Raw genomic sequence first — 18,987 nt, forward strand, 5'->3', positions numbered from 1 at the left:
CAAAAATGTTCATGAGCATTCCCTGGCCTGTGCTGGCTTGCGTTGTTTGATGATCGCGGGGACGCCCACGGCTACGCAGTCGTCCGGTACGTCGGTCAACACCACGGCATTGGCGCCGATGACCACGTTGTTACCGATGCGGATATTGCCCAGCACCTTCGCCCCGGAACCGATGTCGACGTTGTTGCCGATCACCGGCGCAATGGGCTCTTCGACATTCTTCAGGCCCACGACAACGCCGTTGCGGATCCGGCAGTCGTCGCCGAACTGGGCGTAGCCGCTGATGACGATGCCACCGAAATGATCGATGACAAAGTTGCGCCCCACCGCCACTTCGCATGGCAACTCGATGCCCGTGACGATCTGCACCAGTTTGAACAGCACTTTGTAGATGAAAGAGAACAGCTTGCGCAACAGTGCCGGGCGTACGCCATAACGCCAGCGCCCGAAGCGATAAACCAGCATCACCCAGAACCCCTGGGCGCCCCAATCACCGCCGTAGGCACGTAAATCCGCGCGTATGTTGTCAAACATGAAAGGCTCTACCGTGTGGGTTGGGTGGCAAGTTTGGTATCACGCAGCAGCGCCCAGGTGACCCGTGCGTGCTCCCAGCACGCAGCCATGGCCGGACGGCCGCGACCTTTGAGCAACGCCTTGAGCGCCAGGATCAGGTCTCCCGCGCACACCAGCGCCATATGCCAGGCCAGGCCCACCACGCCGTGGTGCTTGCGGAAATACAGCAGCTCGCTTTCGATTTGCAGCCTGGGGATTTGCCGGCTCGCCGCATTGAGTTCGTCAACGGACTTGGCACTTTCACCGCCGATATGCACCACCGTCGTGTGCGGGTAGAAAATGACTTTCCAGCCCGCCTGCTTGACGCGTTTACAGTGATCCACTTCCTCGTAGTAAAGGAAGTAGCGCGGGTCGAACAGCCCGACGGTGTCGATCACCTCACGGCGGATCAGGTAATAACAGCCCGGCACCCAGTCGCATTCGCGGACCGAGGCATGATCCCACTGCAGGTCGTCGACTCGCCTGACCATCGGGAAAAAACGTTCCAGCCCCGTGCGTGAGAGAAAGACATTCAGGGGCGTCGGAAAATAACGGCAAGAGGGTTGCAGATCCCCTTCCCGGCCTTCCAGGCGCACGCCGAGGACGCCGCAATCGGGATGGGCCTCCATGTACTCGAGGGTCTTGCTCAAGGTGTCCGCAGCGACGAACGCGTCAGTGTTGAGCAGCAGCGCGTACTTGCCTTGAAGGTGTTCGACCAGTTGATTGTTGGCACGGCCGAATCCAACGTTGTTCTCGTTGGCCAACAGCAGGGCCTCGGGACAGACTGTCGCCAAACGCTCCAGCGAATCATCCACCGAGGCGTTATCCACCACCAGAAAGCGCGCAGGTTCGGCACTGGCGGGTTGGCGCAATGCGTTGAACATCGGCTGTAACAGGCCCGCCGTGTTGTAGTTGACCACCAGTACATCGAGGGGAGCACTAGCCATTGGATTTTTCACCGAAGAAATATTCGACGCGCATGGCTCGCAGCTTCAACTCCAGTTCCGGGTCGAACTCACCGTCACGCTCGCGGATCAGGTCCATCCACGGATAAGCGGCGCAGCGTTCCTGGGAATTTTTCAATAGCGTTTCCATCGTACAGATCACCCTGGCTGGATTTCCCCCCACGACCACCCCGGGTGGAACGTCCCGGAGCACCACGGCTCCCGCTGCCACGACGGAATCCGGACCAATCGTCACGCGCGGCAGGATGATCGCGCCATGACCGATAAAGCAGTTATCAAGGATGTCGATCGGGCCGACGGAATCGAGTTTGGTGCCGTAGCGCACGTTGAGCAGACCAACTGTCGCGTCGTGGCCGAACAGTGTGCAATCGGATAACCCGACGTTGTTGCCCAGGCGTACCAGCGTCGGGTCGGCGATATTGCAACCAAGATTGATCCACACGTTCTTGCCAATGGAGTGCAGCCCGCCCCAGCGAGCCATATGTATAGCCCATTGCAGGCCATCCGGTTGACAAAATCGCTTGTAGATCCAGGTTAATCGCCCCGTTCTCATGGCAATACAAGCAATCGCGCGTTTCAGTAGACCAATCATCCTGTCAGCCCCAAAAAACCAGTAAACATCTGCGCCAGGGTTCGGTTCACCCTGGTTCTCGATTCGTGTCCCTAAGCGTAGTCCCCACGCCGAAATCCGGCACGACTGTCGTCACACCCAGTCAAACCATTGGAACAGCCCCAGCAGCAACTGCCCGCACGCCCACCCGACCAGCACCATCGGCAAGACGATCAGTTCACGCCTGATGTCGAACAACCCCACCTTGCGATTGACATACGCCACCAGGAACAACGTCGGCAGCGCATGCAGGGCGACGCCCCAGATCGCGTATTCCACACCGCCAACGGCCAACAACAGCGGCAACAGCACCCACAACGAGACCGCGCGGATGATGTTGTCCATGGCCTGATACTTGGTCAGCCCAAGCGCCAGCCAGAGCTGGTGCGCCACGGCGAACCGCCAGGTGAAAAACGACAACGAAAGAATCGCCAGCATATGGCCAGCGCCGGCATAACGCTCATCGTACAGAAAGTGGATCAGCAGCGGGCTGAGAACCCACGCCAAGCCGCAGAGAAACAGCGAGATCAGGTCGAACATCAATTTGAAGCGGTCATACAACAGGTGCAGTCGCGCCGTGTCATTGACCCGAGCGGCCTCGCTGAATGCCGGTAGCGCCACGGCTCCGAGCAACCTTTGCATGCCCATTTGCAGGGCGCCCAGAAACAGCACGGCAATGGAATAGACACCCAGCTCGCCGGCCGACATGCTGCCGCCGAACCAGATCCGGTCGCCATTCATGGCCAGTACGCCAACGGCGGAAGACAACAGCATCCAGCGACCGAAGCCCACCACTTCCTCGAGCGCACGACGCTCCCAGTGCAGGCGGTTGGGCGGCCCCGAAAACCATACGTGCCCCAGCAGCGTCATGACCAGGGCGGACACCAGGCCAGCCCCCACCAGCGACCAGATCGAGCGGGTGAAATAACCGATGACCAACATCGTCAACAGGCCGGCAATCTGCGAGGCAAACTCGGCGAGTACGACTTTTTTCTGCTGGAAGTCGCGCACCGCCACGTCGACCTTGGTCGACTGGAAGCCATAGATGATCGCGGACAAACCCGTCAGCGCCAGCACCAGAGGCAACTCGGGCGCGGCGTAGGTGGAATGTTCCGACCACATATGGATGTACTGGGCGAACCAGGCAACGCCGGCGATCAGCAGGGTAAAGGCAAAAAGGATGAAGCCGCGGATGATCTGTGCGGTCCACACGGTATTGAGGAATGCCGGATCGTTGCCACGCGGGCTCTGGATGATGTTCTGGCGAAAGCCGACATCGGACAGCAGGTGCAGCACCACCGACACGGTGGTGGCGATGACCATGATGCCGAACATTTCCGGCATCAGCAGGCGCGCCATGATCAGGTTGCCACCCAGGCGAATGCCTTGGGATGCCACCAGCGCCCCCAGATTCCACGCCCCGGCGAATATCGCTCGCCTGCGCAGGCTCAACGGTGGCGATACATCAGCTGGTGGCATCACTACAACCCCGGAATCAATGACACGAAAAGGTACTATAGTCGCCGTCAGCCATACCACTGGAATCTGGCAGGCACACCGGTTTACACCACGGAAGAGGCTGTTTTGGCCAAACGTTGCCCGGAGGATCGCTTCCCGACCGCCTTGACCAATGCCGCTTCAAACAGCTTCGCCGAGTGCTCCCAGGAGCTCGATGCCACGGTTTGATGGGCCGCCTCGGACACCGCGCGCCATTGCGAATCGTCCAGGGTCAGCAGGTGTTCGGCACCCGCCGTCAGCGCCTCGGTGTCATCAATGTCGGCCAGCACGCCGTTCTTGAAACAGGTGATGGCTTCCAGCGGCCAACCCGTGCGGGTCGACACCACGGGCGTGCGACAGGCCATGGCTTCCATCGCCGTCAGGTTGAAGCCTTCACTGCGGCTGGAGGCGAGCCAGACATCGCACTGGGTGTAGAGGTCGCGGATATGTTCCTGATCGGGCGCCAAGTGAAACTCGACACTCGCCGGCAGTTCGAACGCCCCGGTGGGCGCAAAGCTGCCGAAGGAAATGACGCGCAGGTCCGGGATTTTCTTCTGGAGCGCGCTAATCACGTCGATCGTCACGTCGAGCCCCTTCAACGGGGTTTCGTGGTACAGGAAGCCAAGGGTCGGTCGCTGCTGACGGCCCCGCGGTGCCGCGAAGAACTGCTGGTGATCGACGCTGTTGGGCACCAGGTCGACATCCGCGTCACCGTACTCCACGCGCATCAGATCGGCCAGCCACCGGGAAATGGTGATTTTGTGCAGTGGCAACGTGTTATAGGTCGCGATGACCCGGTCGGTCGGGCAGAACGGAAAAATCTCGTGGCCCTGCACGAAATACACCTTTTCGCCCTTGGCCGGGCTGAGGTCGTTCACCCACTCGGCGGTTTCCCACCAGGTGGCGATGACCACATCGGCATCCGGGACATCCGACTCCACGATGGGTCGGTACTTTTCGATCACCCGGTGATCGAGGTCCATCTCGTCCAGATAGGAAGGAATGACCGGCGTGACCAACCAACCCTTGCCTGTCACGAAGCTCTTGATCTTTCTGCGCAGCGGAATCGCGGGATAAGGCAGGGAGACGAGTGTCACGTCGTGCCCGGCGTCGGCCAATGCCTGCGCGTAGATGGTCACCACGCGAATACCGCCGGACATGCTGGCCACACTCAGAACAAAAGTCACTTTCAACAGGCTATCTCCATTCCCCCTCCGGAAAACCGGAGGCTGGCTACCAAATTCCGATGCACATCCAGCCAGGTGAGCCGTGATCGAGCCACCCTGACGAGCACCAGCCAGAAAATCCAATCAAGCGCTAACTTATACTATTAATGTGCTCCGCCAGTCTTAGTGTCAGTTGTAACAGCGGCATGGTCGGATTGCTCGCACCGCCGGTCGCAAAAACGCTGCTGCCGGCGATATGGAGATTCTCGACGCCGAACACTTTGCAGTTCTCGTCGACCACGCCGAATTCCGGCGCCGTGGCCATCCGTGTGGTCCCCATGTGATGCGCATGGGGGTTGAGCTTCAATGGCACGGTTTCGTCATAGACGCACTGCTCCAGCTTGACCAGGCCCAGGCCGGTATCGGCGAAACACTTGGCCATTTCCAGGCCAATGGACTTCACGGTGTCACGGTCTGCAGGGCCCAGTTCCCAATGCACGGTCGCCTTGCGCATGCCCAAGGCATCCCGCTCGGGCACCAGCGAGACGCGGCTGTTGAGGTTGGGAAACTGTTCGATCAGCGTGCCAATGACGCCGTCGCCCGGGCAATCGAACTTGGTGATGAATTCGATTTTCTGCTCTACACCGACATCGCAGATCAGGTTCTCGAAGAAGCTCTTGATGGCCGCCATTCTCCCGTAGGTTTTGACTTCGGAGACCAGCGAGATCGCCACGTTGCCCTTGCCGGCCTTGTGCTGCGAGACGAAGGTATCGGTGGTGAAGTACTCCCGGGAATCCTTGCCCTGCCCGTCCTTGAGAATGAAGGTGCCGAGCTCGACGTTCAGGTGTTCCATGAAACATTTGCCGACCAGGCCGCCCTCACTGACGATTCCGCCCACGGCCAGGGACTCGCTGTTGAGCAGTTGCCGGGCATTCTCGATCGCGCCGGTGGCCAGGGTGAATTGCCTGGCCTTGACCCGTTCACGATGCTGCTCGTAGTCCGCGACAACGATCGTCTCGATCCGCCCGGTGTTGCTGTTGAATTCGAGATCAACGCAGTTGCAGTTGATGAAGACATCAAGCCCTTCGGTGTCATTGAGCTCCTTGGCGTACTTCTTGGCAAAACGCGTCGGCGGGCTGAGCAGGAATCGATCCGCTACAAAGTCGGCGCCGTCCAGGGACGGGTTGATCGCCTTGAAGCTGGCATTGGGCACCAGGTCGACAATCGCCATTGCCTGCGCCAGGTGGCGCTCCATTTCGGAAAATGCGATCGGCCAACCGGGCAGGCGCACCGGCGGGCCGGTATTGAAGTCGGACGCCTCGAAGGGACGGCAGCGCCCCGACCAATGATTGGACGTCCCCCCCAGATAACGCAGGCGGGTTTCCTCTGCATAGACCTCAAGTCCAGTGGAGGGACACTGGTAAAGGCTCTGCGAGTTTTGCGAATACTCGTGCCCGCCGCCCTCGAGCAGCAACACCTGCCGGCCATTGACCGCCAGTTGCAAGGCCAGGGTAATGCCCGCCGGCCCCGCACCGATGATGCAGATGTCGTAGAAGTCGCGCAGCTCTTTTTGCGTTTGATAGTCTTTGATCATGTTTGCGCTGGCTGAAAGTGCTGGGCAGGCAGCACCCATCCATTGATAACGATGTACCCGGACTTGACTGCGGAAGGCCGGGCGACGGTTTCGGAACATCCAAAGGCCAACACTCCCAGGCTCAACAGCGCAAACACCTGGAGGAAGTCCCTGCGATCCATCGCAGAAGTACTCAAATCAAGTTCATTCATGATTCAAAGCTCCCCGACATCAAGATCAAAACCAATCAGCAATCCCCAACACCATTTGCCCGCAAACAACCCCCACCAACACCATGGGCAGGACGATCAGCTCACGCCTGAGATCAAACAAGCCCACCTTGCGATTCACGTAGACCACCAGGAACACCGTCGGCAAGGCGTGCAGAGCGACCCCCCAGATGGCCAGATGCACGCCGCCAATGGACAACAGCAGCGGTAGCAACACCCACAACGACACCGCGCGGATGATGTTGTCCATGGCCTGGTATTTGGTCAGCCCCAGCGCCAGCCAGACCTGATGCGCCACCGCAAAGCGCCAGGTGAAAAACGACAGCGAAAGCACCGACAGCATGTGGCCGGCTTCGGCATAGCGCTCATCGTACAAAATGCTGATGAGCAACGGGCTGATGACCCAGAACAACCCGCAGATGAACAACGAAACCAGATCGAATATCAATTTGAAGCGATCATACAAAAGGTGCAACCGTGCCGTGTCGTTGACCCGGGAGGCCTCGCTGAATGCCGGTAGCGCCACCGCTCCGAGCAACCGCGCCATGCCCAGTTGCAACGCCCCCAGTATCAGCACGGCAATTGAAAAGACCCCCAGTTCATTGGCCGACATGCTGCCACCGAACCAGATCCGGTCGCCGTTCATGGCCAGCACGCCAACCGCCGAGGACAACAGCATCCAGCGGCCGAACACCACGACTTCGGCAAGCGCCTCACGATCCCAGTGTAGACGGTTGGGCTTGCCCGGAAACCAGAAGTGCCCCAGCAGCGTCATGGCCAGGGCGGCGACCAGGCCAGAACCTACCAACGCCCAGATCGACCGGGTGAAATAGCCGATGACCAACATGGTCAGCAGGCCCGCCAACTGCGAAATGAACTCGGCGAGCACGACTTTTTTCTGCTGGAAGTCGCGCACGGCGACATCGACCTTGGTCGACTGGAACCCGTAGATGATCGCCGAAAATCCGGTGACGGCCAGTACCAGTGGCAGTTGCGGCGAGGCGTAGGTCGACTGGTCCGGCCACAGGTGCAGAAGCTGGGTGAACCAGGAACAGCCGGCAATCAACAGGGTGAAGGCGAAAAGAATGAACCCGCGGATGATCTGCACCGTCCACACGGTATTGAGAAAGGCCGGATCGTCGCCCCGAGGACTCTGGATGATGTTCTGCCGAAAGCCGACATCGGACAGCAGGTGCAGCACCACCGACACGGTGGTGGCGATGACCATGATGCCGAACATTTCAGGCATCAACAGGCGGGCCATGATCAGGTTGCCGCCCAGCCGGATGGCCTGGGACGTGATCAGCGCCCCCAAATTCCATGCCCCGGCAAAGATGGCCCGCCTGCGAAGGCTCAACGATGGCGAGATATCAGCTGGTGGCATCAGAACAACCCCGGACTCAACTCCCTAAAAACGTACTATAGTCGCACTTTGCCATTCTACTAGTATCTGTCATTCACCCACCGGTAAGCCTGACTCTCCATGCCTGAGCACTTTCGCGCGTTAGTCGTCATTCTGGTTCTAGCCGGTGTCGTTTTTTACATGGCACGCCGGCCTGCAAGCGACCTGATCCCAGCCAAGGACTTCACCCGTCGACGCAACCTGTGGTTCGTGCTGACCGTCCTGGCATTCGTTTCCCATAGCTTCTGGATCTACGTGGCCGTGACCACGATCCTCCTGACCGTGGCGAGAAAGCGCGAACACAATCCCGTGGCGCTGTTCTTCATCCTGGCGTTCCTGGTGCCGCCCGCTCAGGCGCGAATCCCCGGCTTCGGCCTGATGAACTACTTTTTCGACCTCAACTATGTGCGCCTGCTGTCTCTGTGCGTGCTGCTGCCGGCGTTTTTGGCACTGCGTCGGCAAAGCGACACCCAAGGTTTCGGTCGCACCTGGCCAGACAAATTCCTCGCCGTCTACCTGGTCCTGACCAGCCTGCTTCTGTTGCGCGAAACCACCGTCACCGACACCATGCGCCAGACGCTCTACCAGTTCACCGACGTTTTCCTGCCGTATTACGTGGCCAGCCGTGCCCTGAAGAATATCAATGACTTCAAGGACGCCCTGCTCGGTTTTGTCCTCGCCGCGATGGTCATGTCGCTGATCGGCTTTTTCGAGTTTGCCCGTGGTTGGTTGCTCTACAGCGCATTGATCGGCGCCATGGGCATGCAATGGGAAATGTCCAGCTACTTGAGTCGTGGCGGCCTGCTGCGCGCCAGCGTCACCACCGGCCAGGCCATCGCGCTGGGACTGGTGATCAGCGCGGCGCTCGGTTTCTACCTGTATTTGCAACAAAGCGTGCGCAGCAAGCTGCAACGGCGCCTGGGCGCCCTGTTGCTCGCCGGCGGACTGTTCGCGCCGCTGTCCCGGGGCCCGTGGATGGGGGCGTTGGCCATGTTCCTGGTGTACATCGCCACCGGCGAGAAAGTGATCAAGCGCATGATGCTGCTGGGATGCGCCGGGGTACTCTCCCTCCCCGCACTGACCCTCGTGCCGGGTGGGCAGAAGGTCCTCGACCTGCTGCCCTTCATCGGCACGGTGGAGGTGGAGAACATCACTTACCGTGAACGCCTGATCGACAACTCCCTCCTGGTGATCCAGCGCAACCCGCTGCTGGGCACCTTCGATTACCGCAAGGCCCCAGAGATGCAGGTCATGATCCAGGGCGAGGGCATCATTGATATCGTCAACACTTACATCGGCGTCGCACTGTCCTATGGACTGGTCGGATTGACCGTGTTCGTCGCCTTTTTTGCCACCGTACTGTTCGGCATCCGCAAGTCCATGCGTTCGTTCCCCGACAAGGATGATGAAGGGCGCAGGCTCGGCCGGGCGCTGTTCGCGACACTGGCCGGCATCATGGTGACCATTTTCACCGTCAGCAGCATCACGATCATTCCAGTGGTGTACTGGTCGGTGGCCGGGCTGGGCGTTGCCTACGTCCGAATGGTGCGCAATCTCAAGCAAACCGCGCCCGCCGTCACGGCCAGTGCCCACCTCCAACTCCGGTAACCCCATGGCTCACATTGCTCGCCGCATCCGCTTGCTGCTTCCGGTTGTCTTGTCTGTCGTTTTCCTGCCACTGAGCGCCGGGGCGTCGGACTGGGTGGCCAATGTCGATGAAAAAAGTGGCTTGCCCGCGCTGACGCAAGGGGGCAGCCCTGCCCTGGCGTCCTCATTCGTGTTTTTCGAGGCCAATTATGGCTGGACGGGGTTCCCGACCCAATTCACCACCCAGGCGCCCTACAGCTACAGCCTGATCGGGCAGAACCCGACCCTCGACTTTGATCTCAAAGCCAACATCCGCAAGGAAGGCGAACAGCAACTGAGCTGGGACGTCACCCTTGATGCACACAGCGCAAAGCCGAACGTCATCGGCGGAGGCTTCGTGTTCAACTTCGACCCGGCGCTGTTCCAGGGCGATATGGGTAAGCCGAAGTTGCTCGATGGCAACAAGGGCTGGGCCTGGGGCAATGCCCAGGGCCGACGCATCGAGATGCGCTTTGAGCCGGCGCTGGCGGATGTCTTTGTCGAACCGGGCGATGGGTCTGAAGTGAGGGCGTTTTTCTACAAAAACTCCATCAAGCCCGGCCAGCAGCATTTCAAGGCGACCTTGAGCATCTCAGGCGACGTGGCCCTTGCTCCGACCACGAGCGAGCGATTCGGCCTGGTCGATCCGAAAACCTGGCCAACCGACAAGATCGACTGGCAAACCTCACCGGTCGACCTTTCATTCCTCAATGCCAACGAAAAACCCGCCGGCAAGCGCGGCTTCGTCAAGGCTTCCGGCGAGCAACTGATGTTCGCCGACAACACCCCGGCGCGCTTCTGGGGCACCAACATGTCAGCCTATTCGCTGTTCGACACCGCCGAAGAAGACATCAAGCGCCAGGCCAGGCGCCTGTCGGCACTGGGCATCAACCTCGTGCGCCTGCACCACCATGACTCCCCCTGGGTCAGCCCGAACGTCTTCGGCAAGGCGCCCAACGCGGACACCCAACAACCCAGTCCGGCGTCGCTGAAACAGCTCGACCTGTGGATCAAGTACCTGAAAGACGAAGGTATTTATGTGTGGCTCGACATGCACGTCGAACGGGCCTTCACTGCCAGGGACAATATCTACGGTTTCGAAGAGCTGCCAAAGGATGAGCACGGCAACGCGGGACTCAAGGGTTACAACTACGTCAACATCACCATTCAACAGGCGATGAAGCGCTTTACCGCCGCTTACATGAACCACGTCAACAGTTACACAGGCCTCGCCTACAAGGACGATCCGGCGATCGCCGCCGTGCTGATCACCAACGAGAACGACATCACCAACCACTTCGGCAATATCCTGCTGGGCGACAAGGATGTGCCCAAGCACAGCAAGGTCTACATGGCCGAGGCCGAGGCGTTTGCCAGGCAGCACAACCTGTCCTCGAGCCAGACCTGGCGCGCCTGGGAATACGGTGCCTCGAAGATGTTCCTCAATGACCTGGAACGTCGTTTCAACGTCGACATGATCCAGCACCTGCGCGACCTGGGCGTGAAAGTGCCCATCGCCACAACCAATAGCTGGGGTGGCGACGGTCTCGTGGCGCTGCCGGCCCTGACTTCCGGCGATGTCATCGATGCCCACAGCTACGGCGGCCTCGGCCAGTTGGAGAAAAACCCGCTGACCAGCCCCGGCATCATCAACTGGATTGGCGCCGCCCAGGTCAGCGGCAAACCGCTGACCGTCACTGAGTGGAACAGCGAACCTTTCCCCACGCCCGACCGCCACGCCGTGCCGCTCTATCTGGCGGGCACCGCCAGTTACCAGGGTTGGGACGCGATGATGCAGTATGCCTATAGCCAGGAGGGCCTCTCTGGAACGTGGAGGACGGTCGGCAACTGGAACCTCTATAACGACCCGGCATTGCTGTCCACCTTTCCCGCCGCCGCCCTGCTTTACCGGCGCGGCGATGTTGCCGAGGCGAAGACCACGTATGCCTTCGCGCCGACGCCGGACACGCTGTTCGGCCAGGCCATTACACCGAGCAACTCGGCACTGCTGCGCACCGCCATGGAGAAAGGCAAGTTGCAGATCGTCATGCCACAAACACCGGCTCTGCCCTGGCTGACAACCGGTTCGACGGCGAACAACGCCAAGGTGTTTGCCGATCCCAACCAGTCGCTGCTGGACGCCAATGCCAGCGAATCCACCTCCGACACCGGCGAACTGAAGCGCAACTGGAAACGCGGTGTGTACACGATCAATACGCCGCGCACCCAGGCCGCTTCCGGCTGGATTGGCGGCGAGTCGATCAACCTCGACAACATCCAGGTCAATGCCAAAACCGCCAACGCCAGCGTGGTGGTGCAGAGCCTGAACGACACGCCCCTGGGCCAGTCCGCAGATTTGATGATTTCCCTGGGCGCACGCGCCATTGCGAACGAGGAAGAGCGACCGCCCTACTTCGTCGAACCACTGGCCGGCACGTTGACCATTGAGGCACCGCCAGGGCTGACCCTGTTCACCCAAGGCGTACTGGCGCAGTTGAAGAAGCTGCCCGCCACCTACGCCGATGGGCGCTACACGCTCAAGCTCGAAGGGTTGCAAACCGCCAACTGGTTGTTTTTAAGGAAAAGTGCCACGCGTTGATGGCACAATCCGCGTTTACACAGCAACACTCGTCCAGGAGGACAGAATGAATTTTCTGGTGGTTGGCGGCGCCGGCTACATTGGCTCGCACATGGTCAAACAGCTGCAACGCGCCGGGCACGAGCTGGTGGTTGCCGACAACTTTTCCACGGGCTACCGCAGTGCGCTGATGGGCGCGACACTCGTGGAACTGGATATCGCTGACGCAAAGGCTCTCGACCACCTGTTCGCATCGCAGCGCTTTGATGCGGTGTTTCACTTCGCCTCTTTCATCCAGGTGGGTGAATCCGTCAGCGAACCGGCCAAGTATTATGAAAACAACCTGGCCGCGACCCTGACTCTGCTGCAAGCCATGGTCCGCGCCAACGTCAGGCACTTCATCTTTTCCTCGACTGCCGCCGTCTACGGCGACCCGATGTATGTTCCCATGGACGAAGAGCATCCGAAGGCGGCGATCAACCCTTATGGCCGCAGTAAATGGATGGTCGAGCAGATGCTCGAGGATTTCGATCGCGCCTACGGGCTCAAGTCGGTTTGCCTGCGCTATTTCAACGCCGCCGGCGCGGACCCCGAAGGTCAGTTGGGCGAACGCCATGAGCCGGAAACCCATTTGCTGCCGTTGATCCTGCAGGCGGCGTCCGGACGGCGCACCGCCATCACGGTGTACGGTCGTGACTACGACACACCTGACGGCACCTGCATCCGCGATTATGTTCATGTCAGTGACCTGGTCGCCGCGCATGCCCTGGCCGTGGATTACCTTCGGGCGGGCGGTGCGAGCACGGCCTTCAACCTCGGCAATGGCCTGGGGTTTTCGGTGCAGCAAGTGATAGACACCGCACGCCGGGTCACCGGGCAGCAGATCTGTGTGAGTGAAGCGCCACGCCGTGCCGGTGATCCGCCACGCCTGGTCGCCGACCCGAAAAAGGCAAATGAAATACTCGGCTGGCAACCGCAGTTCGCATCACTTGAACAGATCGTTACGCACGCCTGGGCGTGGGAGCAGAAGCACCCCTGGCAGTGATCATCGGCGCCTTCGCGTAACGCGCGGCGCCGATAAGCATCACTTCAGTAGTAAGTGCGGTTTTGCGGCTCGGCCTTGTTCAGCACCGTACCGATGAGATTGGCGCCGTCCAGGTGATGGAGGCTTTCCTCGATTTCCTTGTTACTGTTCACACCGTTAGCCACCACCAACAGCACACAGTCGAATTTCGGAAGGACGGTGATCACGTCATCCGAACTCAGGACCGGCGGCAAGTCGAAAATCACGATACGCGAGTCGTAACGTTCGCGCAGATCGACGATCAGATTGCTCACCTCGGGCGACGACAGCACCTCGGTGGACAAGGGAATTGGCTCTCGCGTGGGCAAGACCACAAAACGCGGCAACGTCGGATTGACCAGCACATCATGCAGTTCAGCCTGGTTGCTCAGCAGCTCATTGAGCGACTTCTCCATCGACAACCCCAGGCAGGAACCCACCTTGGGACGACGCAGGTCGAAGTCCACCAGCAACGCAGTCTTGGTAGTGTGATGGGCGATACTCATGGCCAGGTTGATCGCCAGTACCGTCTTGCCGGCCTCCGGCGTCGGCGAGGTGATGGCCAGGGTGCGCCAGCCATTTTCATCCATGGCTTTAAGGACCTGCGTACGCAGCAGGTCGAACGCGCCACCCATGTTCGAGTTCTTGTTGTAAGCAACAATGCGGTTGCGCTCCAGATGGTCGTACCGCAGAGGCACCACCCTGGTCTGTACATAACTGAGCGCATTGAGCCCCGAACCGGTCGGTGTCATGGCCTTTGACGAGGCGGGTTGCTCGGCCTTGTCGGCATCGGGCTTGAGAATGTCCATCGCTGTCTTTCCTTATGCAAACCGGCCCAGAGCTTTGATCATCAAAAGATCCAGGGGCATGTAGAGGAAGTGCACGAGCACCAGGAAGATCGTGAAAATCACGAGCCCTATGATGACCAGACGCACTCGCCATTGCTTGCGGCGTGCCAATTCCGCTCGGGTGTGAATATAGGGAATGGAAACCAGTACCCGCTTGCCCAGTACGCTGGCCAGCGCTTCGGTGCCACGCACACGCGGGTTGATCAGCTCCAGCAGCATGACCAGGGCTCCCGCGCCCACCGGGGCGAGCACCAGGCCCATGGCAACCACTTTCTTGCGGTTGGGCTTGATTGGCCGCTCCGGCATCAGCGGCGACTCCAGCAGTACGAACCGCTCGGCCTTGTTTTCCTGCTCGAGGCTCTCGGAAATTTTCGCACTCATTTCCTTGGTGCGAATTTCCTCGTATTTCTTGCGCGCATTTTCGTGGTCGCGCATCAACGTGACAAGGCCACGCTCGACTTGCGGCGTTTCCAGAATCTGCGCCTCGTAGGTGGAAATCTTCTTGAGGATTTGCTGCTTCTGGTCGGCCAGTGACTGGATGCGCGCCTCGGAAGCGGAAATACGCGCCTGGGCCTTGGCCACATCCATGCTGGCTGGAAGCGCTTTACCCGAAGAGCCCTGGGCCTCAAGGGCTGCAATCTTGCGTTTGACCGCGCGCACATCGGGATGAGCCTCGGTGTACAGCGACATCAGCCGCGCGTACTCCGCCTTCAGACTGCCCAGATCCTGCGGTTGGGCCGCGGCGGCACCGCCCACGCCAGGCGCGGACGCCAGACCGGAATTGGCCGCAGACAGCTCCAGCTCGTTGAAGCGCATTTCTTCCCGGGCGGACTTGTAGTCGCGATCGACCTCCTTGAGCTCGGTCTCGGCACGCGTCAGCATGTTCATGCGCAGTTCCTGGTGCTCGGGCAGCGCATTGCTGTGCGCCTGCTTGAAGTCCGCCAGGCGATTTTCCAGGGTTTCGAGTTCGACCCGCAGCTTGTCGGCTTCCTGGGTCAGGAACTCGGTGGTTTCACTGGCCCGCTCGGTGCGCTGCTTGATGTTTTCGTCCAGGAACAACGTAACCAGCTCATTGGCCACCTTGTTGGCGATGTCCGGTTGACGGTGTTCAAAGCCCAGACGAAATGCAATCGTCACCTCTCCCCGGCCTTTGACATCCGCGCTGACCAGCGAAACGGTGATCGAGTTACGCATTTCCTCGATCTTTTCGCTCAGGGTCAGTTGTCGGCTTTGCGAGGTGAACAAGTTGTATTTATTGATGATCCCTTCCAGGTGCTCACGGGTCATCACGCGCTGGCGAATCACCTCGATGCGCTCATCGGCAAAGGTATTGTTGTTGGGCCCCACCAGGTCCGGCGAAATCTGTTGCGACTCGACCAGAATGGTGCCGGACGACTCATAGGTCGGCGGCAAGGAAAGCGCAACGGCCAGGCACACGCCGAGAATGGCCGTGACGCTCAGGATGATCAGCAGCGCATGATGCTTGACGATAGCAAGGTAGTCGTTGACCGACATTTCGTATTCAGTGGCCATATTTCTCACACTACAGAATTTCAGAAACCGGGGTAGCTATAAGTCAGCGTCAACCCGACGACGTTTGCAGTAGCATCCGGCAAACCATCTTGCTGGCGTTGTTTGTATGTGTAGGATAGGCGCGCGAACCAAAAAGGCGAGATCTCCTGACTGAACCAGGCGCTGTAGTTGCGCAATGTGTTGGGCGTCTGGCCCTTGGAGTCCTGCCAGGAGGCCGCAATGCCGGCACGGCGGGTTTCATCGAGGGCGTAGCTCCAGACACCACTGATGCTGTCGACCTCGACAAAACCGCCGTCGCCGCTGGCCACGGAGTTACGACTGGCTTCGATCCCGGCATCCGCGCGGTCACCGCTGTAATCCAGTGACATCCCCCCTTGGGCACTCGGGCCGCTGTTGGCGTTGGATTCCTCGTTGACACCCAGGTACACCGTGCCCCGGAGTTTCTCGGAAAACTGGTAATTCACGCCGACATCGGGGGTGTAGCTGTTCGAAGACTCCACTAATGGCACCTGGGAGTCAGGCTTGTAGTGCTTGAACCCCAGTCGGGTGAACAGCTCCATACGTTCGCTCCATGCGTAGGTATAGCCCAAGCGGTTCGACAGCTCGTCGTAGTTGGTCAGCGTATTGATATCGTAGGTGACGTGCCGGTACTCGATATCGTTGTTCAGGGTGCTGCGCTCGCTCAAGGCCATGCGCCAGGTACCCTCCAGCGACGACATTTTCTGAGTGCCGTCAGGCACGACAACACCGGTTTCCTGAACCGTCGAGGACAAGGTGGAGCTTTCCTCATACCGCGCCGTGAGGCCAAAGGCACCGGTTTCGGTTTCCCGCAGCCAGCCCAGCTTGAGTCTTGGATCTTCACGGTCGGTCACGATCGCCGTGTCCGACGAGCGCACGACATACAGGCCCAACCCAAACTGGAACTCGTCCTGGTCGGCAGTCCCCACGAGTCTCGCATCCGGAGCGACGATGTAGCGTGTCACGCCTTTCTCGCCGCTGGTCGCCAACGTCGGATTACTGTCGTACTCGACAGTCGATGGCACCGTGATTGCCGATTGCCAGGTAGCAGCGTAGACCATGCCGGAGCACGGCAGGACAAACATCGCCGTCGCAATTCCGGTTCTTCGCAGCGTCATCAAGGTCACTCCAGATGCGTTGCGCAAGGTCAAGGCACGACCAGCGTATCGCCGGCCTGGAGCTGGATATTGGTGGACATGTCACGCCCGGACATCAGGTCGCCATAACGCACGGGCAGGATCTGTTGCGTGCCGCCCTTGCTGCGCACCACCTTGATCTCATCCTTGTCGGCAAACTTGTCGAGGCCGCCCGAGAGGCTCAATGCTTGCAGCACCGTGAGGGCGCGGGACATCGGCACGGTGCCCGGTTTGAGCACCTTGCCCTGCACGTAGACGAGATTGCCCTCGGTACCCGTGATGACAACGCTTACCTGCGGATCAGGTATGAACTTCTCGAGCCTGGCTGCCAACTTTTCCTCGACGGCGGTGGAGTCCAGCCCCTGTACGTCGATCTTGCCCGCCAGCGGGAAGGTAATGCTGCCGTCGGGGAGCACACTCACCTCCTCCTTGAGCTTGTCTTCGCCCCAGACGGAGATCGCAATCCTGTCACCCGGATTCAAGTAGTAGGGGGAATTACTTTCAGCGGCGCCGGAAACGCTGGGCAGAACAGCCAGCGCAAAAAAGACAGGTAGCAAGAAACGTGACATCGGGGTCCCTCCGCTAGATAGCCATGCAAGAAGCTTTGCATAAAACGGGAAGCGATTCACGCTCGCCCATGCTCACATCGAGATATCGCTCACAAGAAGATTTTTTGCGCCTTGAAGCCGCCAATGGTCGGCGTAACGGCGTAAAAATCTTCTGGTTGGCAGGCTTCTGCGAAGGAAGTTTCTTATTTAACAACAATGTGCAGTCAAACATATTACCCCCGATGCATACCCGCCAAATTAATAGCACTCTATTTACAAGAGCCTGTCATTCAGCAACTACATCGCCAAACACACGCATGAAACGCATCAACTAAGGTGCCGCCATAGGCGCATCAAATTGATATCAACCAAGTTGTTTCTTCTCAATATTGACCATCAACCATCGCTACACCTTGCGGCGATTGGCGACCATCACGAAACCGAACAGCGCCGATGAAAACAGCCACGCCGCAGCCGGCAACGAGACGGCAATTGGTTGATTGGTAAAGACTTCAGCCCCTGCACTCAACACCTTAGTCTGAGTCTCGGAATTTGCCAGAAAATTACTCTTGGCAAGTTGCGCCATTAATCCGTCGCAGGCAGAAGTATTGACGGAGGCGCCCACTTTGGCAGCGGAATTCACGAGTAAATTGAACTGCTGTTTGGTGTTGTTGGCCGAATGGGTTTCGAGGGTTGCTGCGGGTGTTCCGGAACCGCCGCCGACATTCAAGGATGTGCCAATCTGTTCTTCAGCGGCTGTGCCCTGTTGAGGCGCAAATGCCTCGCAAGAGCCTTGTATGCGACTAATTTCATAGGCCAAATGACTCGCTTGCGCGCTGGTGATAGCTGCACCATTAAAGAGCACCGACAACAAAACGCATTTAAAGACGAGTGATTTGCGCATAAACCGCCTCCCTGCCCAGCGGATGTTTCTGTTGCCGGACGAAGGAATCGTGACCGGTTTTTCAGCAGACTATAAGCACATAGCCATTACGTCAATGGCCCGTCACCTGAACGGTAAAAAATAAAAATCAAGGTCAAATGACGTCAAAATATCGACTTTAAAGGGTGTTTCGCGATACCTGCGCTATGCCTATGAATTGATTCACAAGTACGTTTTTTCGCACTGCCTGAACGACGTGCAGACGGGTAAATCCGCGGCGTTCACAGTGATGGGCAAATTGTCGCGCAGCGCTTTATGATTGAGCCCATGACAACTTCGCTGACGATCCGACAACCCTGCCCACCCGGTGCCTGCATCTGCGAGCGTGAACCGCTGCTGGAGACGCCGGGCGCCGATCTGCGCATCCTGTTTTTGACGCGCAACGAAGAAAAGCGTCTGCTGGAGCGCCTGGAAAACCTGCGAAGTCTCAGCGATTTGGAGGGGATGCAGCAGAAGATGTACCAGCAGTTGGGCATTCGTGTAGAGATCGCCCCTGGTTTTAACGAAGTGCGCACCATGCGCGGCATCGCCATTACGATCGACGAGCTGCCAGGACTGTGTCGCAAGACTCGGCAGGCGATCCCGAGCGCGATTCGTCGCGGGCTGGAGAAGCGTCCGGAGATTGCCTTTGCCTTGCTCAATGCCAATGACCTGCTGCGCGATGCCTGAGAGGCGGCATCGAGATCAGATCAATCCACT

General features: G+C 59.2%; 17 protein-coding genes. 4 read left to right on the forward strand and 13 right to left on the reverse strand.

Annotated elements, in window-relative coordinates; translation table 11 throughout:
* Positions 1-9 precede the first annotated feature (9 nt).
* From AB4O36_RS14830 to AB4O36_RS14865, 8 genes are all read right to left on the reverse strand, one after another.
* Positions 10-534 (reverse strand): serine O-acetyltransferase, encoded by a 525-nt coding sequence (locus AB4O36_RS14830; protein WP_460126383.1) that lies wholly within the window; start codon positions 532-534, stop codon positions 10-12.
* A gap of 8 nt (positions 535-542) precedes the next feature.
* Positions 543-1,499 carry a glycosyltransferase family 2 protein gene (locus AB4O36_RS14835; RefSeq protein ID WP_460126385.1) on the reverse strand — a complete coding sequence of 319 codons (957 nt, stop codon included), beginning with the start codon at positions 1,497-1,499 and terminating at the stop codon, positions 543-545.
* A complete protein-coding gene (locus AB4O36_RS14840; RefSeq protein WP_460126386.1) occupies positions 1,492-2,109 on the reverse strand; it encodes an acyltransferase in 618 nt (205 codons plus the stop codon). Before AB4O36_RS14840 ends, AB4O36_RS14835 begins: the two co-directional genes overlap by 8 nt.
* A 111-nt stretch (positions 2,110-2,220) precedes the next feature.
* On the reverse strand, positions 2,221-3,606 hold the full coding sequence (locus AB4O36_RS14845) for an oligosaccharide flippase family protein (protein WP_460126388.1): 1,386 nt from the start codon (positions 3,604-3,606) through the stop codon (positions 2,221-2,223).
* A gap of 83 nt (positions 3,607-3,689) precedes the next feature.
* Positions 3,690-4,811 carry a glycosyltransferase family 4 protein gene (locus AB4O36_RS14850; protein WP_460142145.1) on the reverse strand — a complete coding sequence of 374 codons (1,122 nt, stop codon included), beginning with the start codon at positions 4,809-4,811 and terminating at the stop codon, positions 3,690-3,692.
* Positions 4,812-4,941: 130 nt separating this feature from the next.
* Entirely contained in the window at positions 4,942-6,384 is a 1,443-nt protein-coding gene (locus AB4O36_RS14855; RefSeq protein WP_460139561.1) for an FAD-dependent oxidoreductase, read from the reverse strand.
* The gene (locus AB4O36_RS14860) at positions 6,381-6,575 is read right to left on the reverse strand and encodes a hypothetical protein (RefSeq protein WP_460139562.1); all 195 of its coding nucleotides are present in this window, start codon (positions 6,573-6,575) and stop codon (positions 6,381-6,383) included. The genes AB4O36_RS14855 and AB4O36_RS14860 overlap by 4 nt, the downstream gene beginning before the upstream one ends.
* A 25-nt stretch (positions 6,576-6,600) precedes the next feature.
* Positions 6,601-7,977 (reverse strand): oligosaccharide flippase family protein, encoded by a 1,377-nt coding sequence (locus AB4O36_RS14865; protein ID WP_460139563.1) that lies wholly within the window; start codon positions 7,975-7,977, stop codon positions 6,601-6,603.
* A 99-nt stretch (positions 7,978-8,076) separates the two neighbouring features.
* Between AB4O36_RS14865 and AB4O36_RS14870 the strand changes: the two genes are divergently transcribed.
* The 3 genes from AB4O36_RS14870 to galE are packed head-to-tail and all read left to right on the forward strand — an operon-like array spanning position 8,077 to position 13,244.
* On the forward strand, positions 8,077-9,603 hold the full coding sequence (locus tag AB4O36_RS14870; RefSeq protein WP_460126393.1) for an O-antigen ligase family protein: 1,527 nt from the start codon (positions 8,077-8,079) through the stop codon (positions 9,601-9,603).
* A gap of 4 nt (positions 9,604-9,607) precedes the next feature.
* Entirely contained in the window at positions 9,608-12,220 is a 2,613-nt protein-coding gene (locus AB4O36_RS14875) for a cellulase family glycosylhydrolase (RefSeq protein ID WP_460139564.1), read from the forward strand.
* Between the two features lie 46 nt (positions 12,221-12,266).
* Positions 12,267-13,244: a UDP-glucose 4-epimerase GalE gene (galE, locus tag AB4O36_RS14880; protein ID WP_460139565.1), complete on the forward strand. Its 978-nt coding sequence runs from the start codon at positions 12,267-12,269 to the stop codon at positions 13,242-13,244.
* Between the two features lie 44 nt (positions 13,245-13,288).
* Here the strand turns inward: galE and AB4O36_RS14885 are convergent, their stop codons facing one another.
* The 5 genes from AB4O36_RS14885 to AB4O36_RS14905 form a co-directional block, all read right to left on the reverse strand.
* Positions 13,289-14,014 carry a CpsD/CapB family tyrosine-protein kinase gene (locus tag AB4O36_RS14885; RefSeq protein ID WP_460126748.1) on the reverse strand — a complete coding sequence of 242 codons (726 nt, stop codon included), beginning with the start codon at positions 14,012-14,014 and terminating at the stop codon, positions 13,289-13,291.
* Between the two features lie 69 nt (positions 14,015-14,083).
* Complete coding sequence (locus AB4O36_RS14890) at positions 14,084-15,643, reverse strand: GumC family protein (protein WP_460139566.1); 1,560 nt, start codon at positions 15,641-15,643, stop codon at positions 14,084-14,086.
* A gap of 20 nt (positions 15,644-15,663) precedes the next feature.
* Entirely contained in the window at positions 15,664-16,782 is a 1,119-nt protein-coding gene (locus tag AB4O36_RS14895; protein WP_460126400.1) for a hypothetical protein, read from the reverse strand.
* Positions 16,783-16,808: 26 nt separating this feature from the next.
* Positions 16,809-17,366, reverse strand: coding sequence for a polysaccharide biosynthesis/export family protein (locus AB4O36_RS14900; protein ID WP_460126402.1), 558 nt, complete (start codon positions 17,364-17,366; stop codon positions 16,809-16,811).
* A 385-nt stretch (positions 17,367-17,751) separates the two neighbouring features.
* Positions 17,752-18,249 (reverse strand): hypothetical protein, encoded by a 498-nt coding sequence (locus tag AB4O36_RS14905; protein ID WP_460126403.1) that lies wholly within the window; start codon positions 18,247-18,249, stop codon positions 17,752-17,754.
* A gap of 306 nt (positions 18,250-18,555) precedes the next feature.
* Here AB4O36_RS14905 and AB4O36_RS14910 point away from each other — a divergent pair, with 306 nt between their 5' ends.
* Positions 18,556-18,957 (forward strand): hypothetical protein, encoded by a 402-nt coding sequence (locus AB4O36_RS14910; RefSeq protein WP_460126404.1) that lies wholly within the window; start codon positions 18,556-18,558, stop codon positions 18,955-18,957.
* Positions 18,958-18,987: the final 30 nt, after the last annotated feature.

The organism is Pseudomonas sp. S2_E01, assembly GCF_054668365.1.